At 68.5% G+C, this 14,430-nt stretch carries 10 protein-coding genes; 4 read left to right on the forward strand and 6 right to left on the reverse strand.

Translation table 11 applies throughout. The features are described 5' to 3' along the window. Positions 1 to 62: 62 nt before the first annotated feature. A complete protein-coding gene (locus P5G52_RS14170) occupies positions 63 to 1,643 on the reverse strand; it encodes a cytochrome ubiquinol oxidase subunit I (protein WP_301228404.1) in 1,581 nt (526 codons plus the stop codon). A 222-nt stretch (positions 1,644 to 1,865) separates the two neighbouring features. Between P5G52_RS14170 and P5G52_RS14175 the strand changes: the two genes are divergently transcribed. Beyond that, complete coding sequence (locus tag P5G52_RS14175) at positions 1,866 to 2,234, forward strand: BlaI/MecI/CopY family transcriptional regulator (protein WP_301228406.1); 369 nt, start codon at positions 1,866 to 1,868, stop codon at positions 2,232 to 2,234. Between the two features lie 7 nt (positions 2,235 to 2,241). Further along, entirely contained in the window at positions 2,242 to 3,246 is a 1,005-nt protein-coding gene (locus P5G52_RS14180; RefSeq protein WP_301228408.1) for a M56 family metallopeptidase, read from the forward strand. Between the two features lie 753 nt (positions 3,247 to 3,999). Here P5G52_RS14180 and P5G52_RS14185 read toward each other — a convergent pair. Then, positions 4,000 to 6,108, reverse strand: coding sequence for a DNA gyrase/topoisomerase IV subunit B (locus tag P5G52_RS14185; RefSeq protein ID WP_301228410.1), 2,109 nt, complete (start codon positions 6,106 to 6,108; stop codon positions 4,000 to 4,002). A 250-nt stretch (positions 6,109 to 6,358) separates the two neighbouring features. Between P5G52_RS14185 and P5G52_RS14190 the strand changes: the two genes are divergently transcribed. Then, positions 6,359 to 6,580, forward strand: coding sequence for a DUF7455 domain-containing protein (locus tag P5G52_RS14190; protein WP_087073639.1), 222 nt, complete (start codon positions 6,359 to 6,361; stop codon positions 6,578 to 6,580). A 254-nt stretch (positions 6,581 to 6,834) separates the two neighbouring features. Here the strand turns inward: P5G52_RS14190 and P5G52_RS14195 are convergent, their stop codons facing one another. The 4 genes from P5G52_RS14195 to P5G52_RS14210 all read right to left on the reverse strand — a co-directional run bounded on the left by P5G52_RS14195 (position 6,835) and on the right by P5G52_RS14210 (position 12,566). Further along, on the reverse strand, positions 6,835 to 8,052 hold the full coding sequence (locus P5G52_RS14195; protein ID WP_301228411.1) for an RNA polymerase sigma factor: 1,218 nt from the start codon (positions 8,050 to 8,052) through the stop codon (positions 6,835 to 6,837). A 309-nt stretch (positions 8,053 to 8,361) separates the two neighbouring features. Next, positions 8,362 to 9,729 (reverse strand): DUF4192 domain-containing protein, encoded by a 1,368-nt coding sequence (locus P5G52_RS14200; protein ID WP_301228412.1) that lies wholly within the window; start codon positions 9,727 to 9,729, stop codon positions 8,362 to 8,364. An 87-nt stretch (positions 9,730 to 9,816) separates the two neighbouring features. Further along, positions 9,817 to 11,157, reverse strand: coding sequence for an MFS transporter (locus P5G52_RS14205; RefSeq protein WP_301228414.1), 1,341 nt, complete (start codon positions 11,155 to 11,157; stop codon positions 9,817 to 9,819). 353 nt (positions 11,158 to 11,510) lie between these two features. Beyond that, a complete protein-coding gene (locus P5G52_RS14210) occupies positions 11,511 to 12,566 on the reverse strand; it encodes a proteasome assembly chaperone family protein (protein WP_301228416.1) in 1,056 nt (351 codons plus the stop codon). A gap of 312 nt (positions 12,567 to 12,878) precedes the next feature. On the opposite strand from P5G52_RS14210, the gene P5G52_RS14215 reads away from it, so the two are divergent. Further along, the gene (locus P5G52_RS14215) at positions 12,879 to 14,426 is read left to right on the forward strand and encodes a leucyl aminopeptidase (RefSeq protein ID WP_301228418.1); all 1,548 of its coding nucleotides are present in this window, start codon (positions 12,879 to 12,881) and stop codon (positions 14,424 to 14,426) included. Positions 14,427 to 14,430 lie beyond the last annotated feature (4 nt).

A 14,430-nucleotide genomic window follows, 5' to 3' on the forward strand; every position in this document is an offset into this window, starting at 1 on the left:
CGTTCGGGGACGTCGGGGATGCGGGAGCAGGAACGGTTGCGGCGGTTGCGCCGGCGGCCGGGTCAGTAGGCAAAGGCCAGCACATCGCCGTCGTCCTTCCTGTCGGGGTGCGACGCCTCGTCGTGCGGGCCGGCGGCGTGCGCCAACTCGGGCATGGCCGACGCCGTGCCGCCGCGCACGTAGGTGAAGAGGAGCCGGACCTCGACCACGAGGAGGACGGCATACACGGCCGTCAGGGCGACGAGTGAGGCGACCAGTTCGGCCAGCGACACGCCGGGTGATACGGCTGCCGCGGTGAACATGAACACGCTGTCGATACCGGAGGGATCCGGGTTGGGCGCGACGACGAACGGCTGCCGTCCCATCTCGGTGAAGATCCAGCCCGCCGAGTTCGCCCCGAAGGGAGCGAGGATGCCGAACACCGCGAGCCTCATGAGCCACCGGGACTCCGGCACGGTCCCCCGGCGGAGGACCCAGAGGGCTGCGGCGGCGGCCGCTGCTGCGATCGCGCCGAAACCGATCATGATGCGGAAGCCCCAGTAGGTGACCTCCATGACGGGCAGGTAGTCGATCGCGGTACCGGCACGCTCGCCGTACATCGGGTCGTCCGGGAGCGTGGTGCCGTACTTCTCCTGGTACTCGGGCAGAAGGGTGTTGACGCCCTTGACCTCGGTGGTGAAGTCGCCGTTGGCGAGGAAGGACAGCACCCCGGGAACCTCGATGACCGCGGTGATGTCGTCGCAGCTCTGCGCACCGAGGTTACCGACGGACAGGATCGAGAAGCCCGTGCCGTCGTGGCAGGCGGCCTCCGCGGCGGCCATCTTCATGGGCTGCTGGTCGAACATGAGCTTGCCCTGCAGGTCGCCCGTGATCCCGGTGCCCGCGAAGGCGATCATGGCGACGACGGCGCCGGCCCGGGCCGAGCGGAGCCATACCCTGTGGTCCACCGCACCCCGGGCACCGCCCGGGTCGCCGACGACGACGGTCCCGTCCTCGCCGAGGGTGTCGAGGCCGTCGCGGCGCCGCTTCCACAGGTGGTACCAGCTGATGCCGAGAAGGAAGGCCCCTGCGACCGCAAGGGCGCCGAAGACGGTGTGTGGGAAGGCGACGAGGGCCGTGTTGTTGGTGAAGACCGCCCACGCATCCACCATCACGGGCCGGCCGTCGACCATCTCGACGCCCACGGGGTGCTGCATCCAGGAGTTGGCCACGAGGATGAAGTAGGCGGAGAGGACCGAGGCCAGGACGGCCGCCCAGAGGCACAGCAGGTGGATGAGCCGGGGCAACCGGCCCCACCCGAAGATCCATAGGCCGAGGAAGGTCGACTCGACGAAGAAGGCGAGCAGCGCCTCCATGGCCAGGGGCGCCCCGAACACGTCGCCCACGAAGCGGCTGTACTCGCTCCACGCCATACCGAACTGGAACTCCTGCACCAGTCCCGTAGCCACGCCCATGATGAAGTTGATGAGGAAGAGCTTCCCCCAGAACTTCGTCATGCGGAGGTAGTGCTCCTTGCCGGTGCGGTGCCACACGGTCTGCATCCCGGCGACCAGGAGCCCCAGCCCGATGGTCAGGGGGACCATGAGGAAGTGGTAGACAGTCGTGATTCCGAATTGCCACCTGGCAATTTCCAAGGCTTCCATCGGGCCCTTTCAGCAGCGCCTGGCGTCGGCGACGGCGAGACTTCTACACGCCGTAGAAGAACTTCTTCTACACATCGTAGAACAAATCCGCCCTCATTTCTACGTGGAGTAGAAATGTTGACCGCGACGTTGTACGTTAGATGCACCACGCTTCTAGCTCCCGGTGGGGAGCGGATCCGGGTCCGAGACGGACCGGGATCGCGTTTTGATTGAAGGAAGAACATGGCAACGCTCGGAGACCTCGAACGCACAGTGATGGACCTGCTGTGGGCTGCGCCGGAGGCATTGACGGCAAACGAACTGCGCGACGCCATCGCCGAGGCGCCGACGGGAGAAGTGGGACGGGAACTCGCCGTCACCACGGTACTCACGGTGCTGTCGCGCCTGGAGAAGAAGGGCCTGGTGGAGCGGGAGCGCGACAGCCGCCCGCACCGGTACAGGTCCGTCACGAGCCGCGAGGACCACACGGCCGAACTCATGCACGAAGTACTCGTGACGGCGCCGGACCGCGAAGCCGTCCTGGCCCGCTTCATCGGCAGCGTCTCCGAGGCAGAAGCAGAGACCCTCCGCAAGCTGCTCGGCGGCAGCTGACCCGTCCGTGTTCTGGGCCTCGTACCTGCTCGCGGCACTCGCGATCATCCTCGCGTGGCCCGCCCCGATCGCCCTGTCACGCGCCTCCTGGCCCGCACGCGCACCCTTCACCGCCATGGTGCTCTGGCAGTCGATCGCGCTCGCCGGCGGCCTGTCCATGATCGGGGCGATGCTCGTCTGGGGCCTCCAGCCGCTGGGCGACAACCTCGTGTCGGCATCGGCGGGGTTCTTCAACATCCTGATCGATGACGAGTCGGCCCAGACGCTCGGCGTGATCCACGTCTTCGCGATCAGTGCTGCCACCCTGTTGTTCGGGCACCTCGTCTTCACCCTGGTCCTGACCTTCATCCGGATCCGACGACAGCGCAGACGTCACCGGGACATGCTCAACCTGCTGAGCTCTCCCGCCGCCGATCAGCCCGCGACGCTCGTGATCAGTCATCCCGCGCCCGTGGCCTACTGCCTCCCCGGCGGGGCCCGGTCGGTCACCGTCATGTCCGACGGCCTCATGGGCCTCCTGTCCCGTGCCGAGCTCGACGCGGTCCTCCTCCACGAGAGCGCGCACCTGCACCAACGCCACCACCTGCTGCTGTGGGCGTTCGCCGCGTGGCGGTCGGCCCTGCCGTGGCTGCCGACGTCGCAGCTGGCACAGCGGGCGGTGAGCGAACTCATCGAGATGCTGGCCGACGACGAGGCCCTCCGTACCGTGGACGAGCCGACGCTCGTACGGGCCATCGCCATCGTCGGCTCCGGTGCCCTGCCGACGTCCTCCTCGGCGCAGGACGCGCTCGAGGATCCGCTCGGCGAGGAGGGCCGACCGGGCTCGGCACCCGGGACGACGGCCGTGACCGGCGGCACCACGGATGCGCAGTCGACAGCCCACCGGCTGCGGCGGCTACTCACTCCCCTGCCGCCCCTCAGCAGGATCCAGCAGGCCGCAGCCCTGTCCGCCGCGGGCCTGCTGCTGGTGGTTCCGCCCGTCCTGCTGGTGGCTCCCGAACTCCTCGGCTGACCGCCCTCCCTTTCGGAGGCCAGGCGCCGCCCTTTCCTCGTCGATCGTGGGCGTCGGGTGGTCGGAGGGGGCAAAAACCCCCTTCTCACCCCTCTTCCACCTGTGCAGCCTCATGCGTAGACTTCGCGGCACGGGCCTCGGTGGGTTCGTAGGGAGCAGACCTGCGCTGGGCAGTGTCGTGGTTTGCAACCACTACCGCGCGCGTGCGTCGGCAACCTGGAAGCAAGAGCACTTCTAGAGATCGAGGCACTACATGCGCAAGACATCACTACTCGGCGCTGCAGTCTGCGCCCTGGCACTGGCAGGTCTGAGTACATCCCCGGCATTCGCGGCGGGCCAGGTGGAGCGAGGCCCGGCTCACGCCAACTCCGTCTGTTCGTACTCGGGCCTGAATGACACGCCCAAACTCGAGGGCCCTGAAGGCGGCCGCGTCCAGTCCTACGGCCAGCTGGTGAGGGCCGGGCTCAAGGCCGATTTTCCCAGCCCGGGAGTAGCGTGCAATGGGCACAGGTCCCCTTTCCCCCCGCCCCCCGGCTCAGAAGTTCCGTGACGGACTGCCACGCCGGCCCTCGGTCTCGGGGCCGGCCATGGCGGTGCGCATCGCTGAAGGTACGGAGCGCCGAAGGTACGGACGGGAATCTCCAGGAAGCGCTCCGCCAAGGCAGTGAGGCTTTCCCACCGGCCCGGCGTCGTCGCTCAGGAGTCGATCACGGGTCGATCACGGGTCGATCAGGGATCATCAGGCGAATTTGATCAGGCGTCGATGCGGTCTCGGTCCAGGGATGAGGCTCCCGCGACGATGAAGTCCTTGCGGGGAGCGACGTCGCTTCCCATCAGCAGGTTGAACACCCGCTCGGCCGATTCGGCCTCCTGGATCCGCACGCGCCGCAGGGTGCGATGCCGCGGATCCATGGTGGTCTCCGCGAGTTGTCCCGCGTCCATCTCGCCGAGGCCCTTGTAGCGCTGAATAGGTGACTTGTACCGCTTGCCCTTCTTCTCCATGGCGGCCAGGAGGCGTGTGAGTTCCGCTTCCGAATACGTGTAGATCATCTCGTTGGCCTTCGAACCACCGTTGATCACCTCCACACGGTGCAGGGGCGGGACGGCGGCGTAGACCCGCCCGGCCTCGACCAGCGGACGCATGTACCGGAAGAACAGCGTCAGGAGCAGTGTGCGGATGTGGGCGCCGTCGACATCCGCATCCGTCATCAGGATCACCTTGCCGTACCGCCGCGCATCGAGCTGGAAGCTCCGCCCCGAGCCGGCGCCGACGACCTGGATGAGGGCGGCGCACTCCGCGTTGGACAGCATGTCCCCCACCGATGCCTTCTGCACGTTGAGGATCTTCCCCCGGATGGGAAGCAGCGCCTGGTAGTCGGAGGACCGCGCAAGCTTGGCGGTGCCGAGCGCGCTGTCGCCCTCGACGATGAAGAGCTCGGACCGCTCCTGGTCGTCGATCCTGCAGTCCGCGAGCTTGGCCGGCATGGTCGAGGTCTCGAGGGCGTTCTTGCGCCGCTGGGTCTCCTTGTGGACCCGGGCCGAGATCCGGGACTTCATCTCGGCGACGACCTTCTCGAGCAGCAGCGCCGACTGTGCCTTGTCGTTGCGCGCCGAGGAGGACAGGCGGGCCTGCAGTTCCTTCTCGACCACGCGCGCCACGATGGCCTTGACGGCGGACGTTCCGAGGATCTCCTTGGTCTGGCCCTCGAACTGGGGCTCGGCGAGGCGCACCGTCAGAACGGCGGTCAGGCCGGCGAAGACGTCGTCCTTCTCGATCTTGTCGGTACCGGCCTTCAGTTTGCGGGCGTTGGCCTCGATGACCTTCCGGAAGGTCTTCAGCAGCGCCTGCTCGAAGCCGCTTTGGTGCGTGCCGCCCTTGGGGGTGGCGATGATGTTCACGTAGCTCCGGACCGTGGTCTCGTAGCCGATGCCCCAGCGCAGGGCGATGTCGACGTCGCAGTCACGCTCCACCTCCGCCATCTGGCTGTGTCCACGCTCGTCGAGCACGGGCACGGACTCCTTGAAGCGTCCCGATCCCTGGAAGCGCCACACGTCCGTGACCGGCGCGTCGAGTGCCAGGAACTCGGCGTACTCGGAGATGCCGCCGTCGTGCTGGAAGACCTCCTCCACCGGACCCGACTCGCCCGGCGTGCCCGGGAGCTTCCGCTCGTCCCTCAGCGCGATGCGGAGGCCCGGCACCAGGAACGAGGTCTGCCGCGCGCGCGTCTGCAGCTCCTCGTAGGAGAAGGTCGCGTCGGGGGTGAAGATCTGGCGGTCGGCCCAGTACCGGATGCGCGTGCCCGTGACGCCGCGCTTGGCCGTTCCCACGACCTCGAGGCGCGAGCCGTCGAGGAAGGGTTCGAAGACGGACGTGGGCGACGGCGTCCGGGCATCCTTGAAGATCCCCGGCTCACCGCGCCGGAAGGACATCGCATAGGTCTTGCTGCCGCGGTCGACGAAGACGTCCAGCCGGGAGGACAGGGCGTTGACGACACTCGCTCCGACGCCGTGGAGGCCGCCGGATGCCGTGTAGGATCCGCCGCCGAACTTGCCTCCGGCATGGAGCTTCGTGAAGACGACCTCGACGCCGCTCAGGCCCGTCTTGGGTTCGATGTCCACAGGGATGCCGCGGCCGTCGTCGTGGATCTCCACGGAGCCGTCGGCGTGCAGGATCACCGTGATGCTCTGGCCGTATCCCGCCAGCGCCTCGTCGACGGAGTTGTCGATGATCTCCCAGAGGCAGTGCATCAGGCCGCGTGAATCCGTGGACCCGATGTACATTCCGGGACGCTTGCGGACTGCTTCGAGGCCCTCGAGGACGGAGAGGTGCCGGGCTGTGTAGTCCGAAGTGGGGGGTGTCACGGTGGGATGGTCTCCTTGGCGGAACGGCACGATCCAGGACAGGCGTCAGGAGGGTGATGGCGGGGAAAGAGTGCCTTCAGTTTATTACGCACGACTGACATCGAGCGGACGGCGCGTCCTGACGCGCATTCCCCCACTCCGAGGAGAACGCATACCCCTGGTACGCCGGGAGCGAAAGGAGGCCCAACCTGCGAAGGCCCGGCAACGAATAGTGGTTATATGAGTACACGATCCACATGAGGAGGCATTCATGACCACTGCAGTAGCAACTCGCGAACTCACTGCCCTGGACCGCTGTGACCGATGCGGCGCCCAGGCCTACGTTCGAGCAGTCCTTCAGTCCTCCGGTGGAGAGCTTCTGTTCTGCGGCCACCACGCGCGCGCCGTCGAAGCAAACCTGAAGCCGCTCACCTCTGAGTGGCAGGACGAGACGAAGCGGCTTCACGAGAAGCCGGCCGTCGTCGGCGACTGACCGTCGATAGACGCACCCACTACCTGACGAACAAGCGCTCCGTGTACAGGCGCTGAAGCACAAGGAAGGGCCCCCTCCAGCAGGAGGGGGCCCTTCCTGCGTCCGGGGCTTTCCATTCCTGCCGCGGCGTCGCGCCCGGCGCCGATCATGCCCGGGCCGCTCCGAGCGCTCCGCGCCACGCCTGCTCGAACCCCTCCGGCCACGGAAAAGGGCCCTTCCCGGAGGAAAGGGCCCTTTTCACGGATCCTGCCGAATCAGTCGAGGTAGTCCCGCAGCACCTGCGAACGCGACGGGTGACGCAGCTTGGACATCGTCTTCGATTCGATCTGGCGGATGCGCTCACGCGTCACGCCGTAGACCTTGCCGATCTCGTCCAGCGTCTTCGGCTGGCCATCGGTCAGGCCGAAGCGCATGGCCACGACGCCCGCCTCACGCTCCGACAGGGTGTCCAGGACCGAGTGCAGCTGCTCCTGCAGGAGAGTGAAGCTCACGGCATCCGCCGGCACGACCGCCTCGGAGTCCTCGATGAGGTCGCCGAACTCCGAGTCGCCGTCCTCGCCCAGGGGGGTGTGGAGGGAGATGGGCTCGCGGCCGTACTTCTGCACCTCGACGACCTTCTCGGGGGTCATGTCGAGTTCGAGGGCGAGCTCCTCGGGGGTGGGCTCGCGGCCGAGGTCCTGCAGCATCTGGCGCTGCACGCGGGCCAGCTTGTTAATGACCTCCACCATGTGGACCGGGATGCGGATGGTCCGGGCCTGGTCCGCCATGGCACGCGTGATGGCCTGGCGGATCCACCAGGTGGCGTAGGTCGAGAACTTGAAGCCCTTGGTGTAGTCGAACTTCTCGACGGCACGGATGAGGCCGAGGTTGCCTTCCTGGATCAGGTCGAGGAAGAGCATGCCGCGCCCGGTGTACCGCTTGGCCAGGGACACCACGAGGCGGAGGTTCGCCTCGAGCAGGTGGTTCTTCGCCCGCTTGCCGTCGTGGATGACGAATTCGAGCTCACGCTTCAGCTTCGGATCCATGTCCGGGTCGGCGGCGATCTTCTCTTCCGCGAAGAGGCCGGCCTCGATGCGGAGAGCCAGGTCCACTTCCTGCTCGGCGTTGAGCAGTGCGACCTTGCCGATCTGCTTGAGGTAGTCCTTGACGGGGTCGGCGGTGGCGCCTGCCGAGACGACCTGCTGCGCCGGGGCGTCGTCGTCATCGGCATCCGAGTAGACGAAGCCTGTCGTCGTGCCGACCTCCGCCGCTTCGGGCTTGAGGTCCTCGGGGTCGACGTCGACGGCGACATCCAGGGCGGGGTCCGCTCCATCGAGCGCGTCCACTGCAGCCTGTGCGTCCGAGGTCGAGGCCTTTGCTGCCGCAGCGGACGAGGCGGCCTTGGTGGCAGGCTTCTTGGCCGCTACCCGGCGCTTGGTAGTGGTGGTACCAGCGTCTGTCGACGCGGGTACTGCTGTCTTCTTGACCGGCACAGAGAACCTTTCGTACGGCGGTGTGTGGTGCAACCAGAGGGACAACACCACTATGACCCTGTCAAGTCCGCGCTGATCTCCAGACGAATCCGGCCGAACCGACTCCCTAGGGAACGGTCCTGCCGCCCTTGCTATTCCCCCGGAAATCGCTCGCCTGCGACGCCCGTTCTGGAATGCTCGGTGATTCTCTGATGCACGGACCCAACCGGGTCTCAACCTCGATTGTCTCACGTGGTGGGCGCACGCCGGAAATGCGCGACGAGCGTCGTTGCTCCTCCTCCCTGCCGCAGGGAAGGCCCGGATCTCCCGTCACGCTGTGCCCGGTGGTGCAGGGGGCGGGCCCGGCGTCCACGCGGTCGACCGCTTCCGGGCCCAGGCGGGCAGGCCTCCGCGGCGGAGGAGTTCATGCAGCAGGCGGGCCAGCCGGTAACCGGGTACCGCACGCTCGGCAGCCTCCAGGTAGACCGCCGCCCTGGAACCGCGTCCTCGCGCGTATTCGAACCAGGCGGACATGGTGAGGGCAGCCGCACGGGATTCGCCGTCGGACACCGCGGCGAGCCGCGCCAGGATGCATGCCATCGCGTCGACACGGCTCCACGCCACGGCACCGGTGTGCCGGCCGGCGAGAACGTCGGCATAGAGCAGTGCGGCGACTGCCCCTGTCGCCGGCGCCCTGGACGCCGCAGTCGTCGTCGTGGTGGCCGGGTCACCCATCGACGTTGCTACTCCTGCCAGCGCGGTCCGGAGTGCCCCTGCACGCCGCGCGTCGGGGAGGATCCATCCGGCAGGTGCGGCCGCGCTACCCGACGGCACGGCAGCGGCATCAGCCGAGCCCAGAAGCCCGCAGGCAGCCGCCCCCTCCAGTGCTGCGGAAGACCCGAGGCACGCACTCACCAGGAGGAAGTCGCGGACCGCCCGGGACTCGATACTGGCCAGGAGGAACCCTGCGATCCCGGGCTCGGCCTCCACCTCGAACACCTCCTGCCGCAGGATCACGGCATCCCACACGGCGGAGGTCGCCCGGAACTGAGCCGGTGCGGTCCATCGGCCGGCGCAACAGGCGGCGTAGTGTGCCTGGGCGTCCTCGACGGCCGGTATCCCTGGCGCCACTGCGGCTTCCTCTCCCCCGACGGCGGGCGCCATCCGGAGGACGGCCTCGGAGGGGGATGCATCGAATGCGCTTCCACCGAAGATCAACTCGGCCGCGAGGGGGCTCGAGAGGACGGCGTCCAGCGGCTGCCCGGGCCACGGGCAGCATTCCTCGTCGGTACAGAAGAAGTCGCGCCACCCGGTCGGCGAGACGCACCACCCTGCTCGGACCGGCAACCCGGCGGCCAGGAGCACGGCGTCGATGGTCCCCACGAGTCCGTTACGCGGCGGAGGCTCCAGGCGCTGCCAGCTTTCCTTCGTATAGATCACCAGGAGTGTTCCGTCGGCGCCGGTGTCGCCCTCCAGGAAGGAAAGCACACCCTCCGCGAACGCGAGGGGATCCGCTTCGTCCGCGGGCAGGTCCACCCGCAGGGTCGCCCCCAGCCTCCTGCCCGTGGTCGTGAGCACCACAAGGCTCTCGTCGGGCATGAAGCCGAGCGCATGGGGTACATAGGACAGGATGTCCGCCGGCGAGGTGACGGCGAAGGACGGGGACCGGCCCGGCGCGGGGCTCATGGGAGAAGACATACCGCCAGCCTGCTGGTCCTGGGTTGCGCGCGGTCGGCCTTCGGGCCCTATGTGGACAAGTGGTCGCCGGCAGGCCCAGGGACGAGTTCAGCCGCCCTGGGGCTTCCGTGCGGCCTTCTGGTCGCGGCGGCGCCGGCGCTCGCGGGCGAGGGCGTCGCGGATGGGCGGGACGACCACGCCCTGCTGGGCCATCTGCCGCCGCACCCGCCGCCGCGCGATGAGCAGGGCGGCGGTCCCGGCCGCGAGGATGACGAGTTGCACGGACATCGCCAGCCGGAAGGACGGGAGGGCGTAGAGGTCGCCCTGCGAGAAACCGGTTCCGAGGAGGACGTCGAGAATGATCCCGATGACGAACATGGACAGGAGTGACGCCATGAATCCGCCGATGTTGACGATGCCGGTCGCCGTTCCCATCCTGCCTGCGGGATTGAAGGTGCGGGCGAAGTCGAAGGCGATCATGGAGCCGGGCCCGCCGATCGCCAGGGCGATCACCAGCAGCGCCAGGAGAGGCAGGGGCGCCGGTCCGGGGTAGAGCAGCACTGTGAGCCAGACTCCGGCCATCAGGGCGACGATCGCGAGCACCATCGTGGACCGCCGCAGGGGGTGCCTGCCCACGTAGCGTCCGAGGAGCGGCCCGCAGGCGATACCCACGGCGACGAACAGCGTCATGAGGGCGGAGGCAACGCCCTCCCCGACCTTCTCGGCGCGCACAAGGTAGGGGTACCCCCACATGAGGACGAAGACGGTCCCGGGGAACTGGACGGTGAAGTGCGACCACAGCCCCAGGCGCGTACCCGGTTGCCTCCACGCCTCCGCGAGCGAGATGCCGGTCTGCCTGAGCGTCTGCGGAGAGCGCTCGCTGGCGTGCGGCGAGTCGCGGATCACGGTGACGGAGAGGACGACGGCGAGCGCGGAGAAGGCCGCGGCCGAGAGGAAGGCTGTCTGCCACCCGAACGTCGACAGCAGTGCCACGAACGGCAGGACGGAGACCACCTGGCCCAGCTGGCCGATGATGCCCGTCCACTGGGTGAGGACCGGGATCCGCCGGGGCTCGAACCAGGCGGGCAGCAGCCGAATGACACTGATGAAGGTGGTGGCGTCGCCGGCGCCCACGAACAGGCGCCCGACGATGCCGGCAGCGACGGAGTCCGCGAAGGCCAACTGTGCCTGGCCCAGCGCCATGAGCACTCCGCCCGCGACGATGAGGACACGGGGACCCCAACGGTCCACGAGGACACCGACGGGCACCTGCAGGCCCGCGTAGACGAGCAGCTGCACCACGGTGAAGACCGACAACTGCGACGCGGAGGCTTCGAAACGATCTGTCGCCTCGAGTCCGGCCACCCCGAAGGTGGTCCGCTGGGTGACTGCGACGAGATAGGCCGCCACACCTGCTGCCCAGACCAGAAGCGCCCTCGAAGAATTCACTCCCCCATTATTGCGCGGCGCACCGGGCGCCCTGCTCCCGCTTCGCCCGGTTACGGGAAAGCCCGGTTACGGGAAAGCCCGGTTACGGGAAAGCCCGGTTACGGGAAAGCCCGGTTACGGGAAAGCCCGGTTACGGGAAAGCCCGGTTACGGGAAAGCCCGGTTACGGGAAAGCCCGGTTACGGGAAAGCCCGGTTACGGGAAAGCCCGGTTACGGGAAAGCCCGGTTACGGGAAAGCCCGGTTATGCGAAAGCCCGCCCACCGGTGCGGTGGGCGGGCTCGATACTGCCTGCTCGCTCTACGCGGCGGGAGCGCGTCCTGGGGAGTGCGTCCTGGCTACGGGTCCGGGTGCACTAGGCCAGGGAGCGCGGCTCCGGCCCGGACGGTCCGTCGTCGTCGTGTCCCTCGGGCGTCGTGGGCTCCTCGCGGTCGCTGCGGCTGCCGTAGTCGATCGGGCTCGTGCCGAGGAACTCCGTGTCCCACAGCAGGGTGGACTCCTCCTCCGCCTGCGGGCTCGCCAGGTACGCCTCGACCGCGGCACCCAGCTCCTCGGCGCTGGCCAGTTCGCTGTTCTCCTTGACCAGCAGTGACCTGCGTTCGGCTCCCTCCGCGTACTCGTCGTACCGCTTCTCCAGCGAGGCGACGACGGACTGCACCTCCGCCGAGTTGCCGACCTGCCGTGCGATCTGGCGCTCGACGTCGCGTCCCGTCTCGCGCAGCCGGTCCGTCGGCAGCACCAGGCGCGCCGTGGCCCCCAGGTACTCCAGCCCGGCCACCGCGGCGGGCGGGTACTCGGCCTCCGAGAGGTAGTGGGGAACGTGGATGACGTGGCCCACGACGTCGTGCCCGGCCTCGATGAGCCGAAGTTCCAGCACGTGGCCGATGGACGCCTGCAGTTCGGCGGTCGGCCGCCAGGCGTTCATGCCGTCGATCAGGTCGGAGCGGTTGCCGTGGAGCGTCACACCGATCGGACGGGTGTGCGGCACCGGCATCGGGATGGCGTGGATCCACGAGATGAGGGGCACCTCGAGGTTCTCCACGAGTCCGACGACGGCGCTCGCGAAGCGCTCCCACTGCAGGTCGGGCTCGACGCCGGTCAGGAGCAGGAAAGGCTCGCCCAGGCCGTCGTACAGCCGGTGCAGCTCGAGCCGGTGCGGCTGGTAGTCCGTGAGGTGGTCCTCGGAGAAGGTGATCTTCGGGCGCCGTCCGCGGTAGTCCATGAGCTGGTCGGCGTCGAACTCGGCAACCAGGTCGTGGTCGAGGATCTCCAGCAGTTCCTCGCTCACCTGGGAGACGACGTGCCCGGCGTCCATGAAGCCGGTGAGGCTCACGAGCAGGGGAAGCCCCTTGGTCTCCGGGTCGCCGAACACCTCGGCGTCCGTGTTGTACAGGGTTCGTGGATCCAGCATGGCTCTCTCCTCGCGGTCGGGTCTGCTGGTATCAACACCGCCCGGGCCCGCTTCATTCCGGGCGCTCCCACCGTTCGGCAGCCGTACTCCGGCCCCTGCGGGTCCGGCACCAGCCCTGTTCCGTGGGACACCGGCACTGCTCCGACCTTGCACCAGCCCTGTTCCGGCATGGCACCCGCACGGCCCGGCCGCGCGCCGTCGGCGGCAGGGCAGAGACTACGATCGTCAGGACGGTTCCCGGACCACCAGCTACCGGGACCACGAATACTGCTGCACCTGGACAACCCATCCGGACACGAGGAGACAGATTCTGTGATCAAGACGACCGAACTACACCTGACAGCTTCCGGGAAGGACCTCAAGAAGATTCCGAGCGACGCGCTCGTGATCGCGGTCGCCAAGGGGACGGACGGACCGGTCCTCCTCGACAGTCCGCTGCCGGCGAAGGCCGCACGCGCCCTGGGGGATTCGCTCCAGGTGCTCGGGATCACCGGTGCCGCCGACGAAGTGCGCCGCCTGCCGGGGCTGCCCGAGACCGGAGCCGACTCCCTCGTGCTCTCCGGCGTGGGAGCGGCGCCGGACGGGGATGTCCTCGACCCGGAGACCCTGCGCCGCGCTGCCGGTGCCGCAGTGCGCCAGCTGACCGGCCTCGAGACCGTCGTGCTCGCCTTCCCGGCCGCCTCGGTCGCATCAGCCACGGCGGTCGCCGAGGGTGCCGCCTTCGGCGCGTACAGCTACGAGGGCCACAAGTCGGGCATTCGGGCCGATGGCACCGTCGCACCGGCCAAGGAGAAGGCCGCCGTCCGCAACGTCGTCGTCCACACGTCCGCGGCCGACGACGCCGACCTCGCACCGGCCTTCCGGCGCGCCGTCATCCTGGGGAAGAACGTCAACGCCACGCGCTCGCTCGTGAACCAGCCGCCCAGCCACCTGTACCCGGAGACCTTCGCGCAGGCCGCGAAGGATCTCTCCCGCGGGCTCCCCGTCAAGGTGACGGTGATGGACGAAAAGCGCCTCGAGCGTGACGGCTACGGCGGCATCCTCGGCGTCGGCAAGGGATCCTCCCGGCCTCCGCGCATGGTGAAGGTCGAGTACACGCCCGCCAGGTCCGCCGTCCACCTCGCCCTCGTGGGCAAGGGCATCACCTTCGACTCCGGCGGCCTCTCCCTCAAGCCCGCCGCCGGCATGCAGACCATGAAGCTCGACATGGCGGGCGCCGCCGTCGTCCTGACCACGCTCCTCGCCGTCGCCGAACTCGGCCTTCCCGCCAGGGTCACGGCGTGGCTCTGCCTCGCCGAGAACATGCCGTCGGGCACCGCGCAGCGCCCCGAGGACGTCCTCACCATCTACGGCGGACGCACTGTCGAGGTCCTCAACACCGACGCCGAAGGCCGCCTGGTGATGGCGGACGGCCTCGCCGCCGCAAGCGAGGAATCGCCGGACGCCATCATCGACATCGCGACCCTCACGGGCGCCCAGATGGTCGCCCTGGGCACGCGCGTCTCGGGTGTCATGGGCGACGACGGGGTGCGCGACGCCGTCAAGGCCGCAGCCGACCGCGCGGGCGAGCAGTTCTGGCCCATGCCCCTGCCGGAGGAGCTCCGCCCGAGCCTCGACTCCCAGGTCGCCGATATCGCGAACATCGGCGAACGGCACGGCGGCATGATGACCGCCGCCGTGTTCCTCCGCGAATTCGTCGGCCAGGTCGACGGCGAGAAGATCCCGTGGGCCCACCTCGACATCGCCGGACCGGCCTTCAACGAGGGCGGTCCCTACGGCTACACGCCGAAGGCCGGAACCGGCGTCGGCGTCCGCACGCTGCTGGCCTACGTCGAGGACGTCCTGGCCCGCACGGCCTAGGTTC

The organism is Arthrobacter burdickii, from assembly GCF_030433645.1.
In the GTDB taxonomy this organism is placed as follows: Bacteria; Actinomycetota; Actinomycetes; order Actinomycetales; family Micrococcaceae; genus Arthrobacter_D; species Arthrobacter_D burdickii.

Excerpts from the sequence above, each read along its gene's own strand:
- P5G52_RS14170 (WP_301228404.1), bottom strand. The coding sequence starts at position 1,643 with ATGGAAGCCTTGGAAATTGCCAGGTGGCAATTCGGAATCACGACTGTC.
- P5G52_RS14175 (WP_301228406.1), top strand. The coding sequence starts at position 1,866 with ATGGCAACGCTCGGAGACCTCGAACGCACAGTGATGGACCTGCTGTGG.
- P5G52_RS14190 (WP_087073639.1), top strand. The coding sequence starts at position 6,359 with ATGACCACTGCAGTAGCAACTCGCGAACTCACTGCCCTGGACCGCTGT.
- P5G52_RS14200 (WP_301228412.1), bottom strand. The coding sequence starts at position 9,729 with ATGTCTTCTCCCATGAGCCCCGCGCCGGGCCGGTCCCCGTCCTTCGCC.
- P5G52_RS14210 (WP_301228416.1), bottom strand. The coding sequence starts at position 12,566 with ATGCTGGATCCACGAACCCTGTACAACACGGACGCCGAGGTGTTCGGC.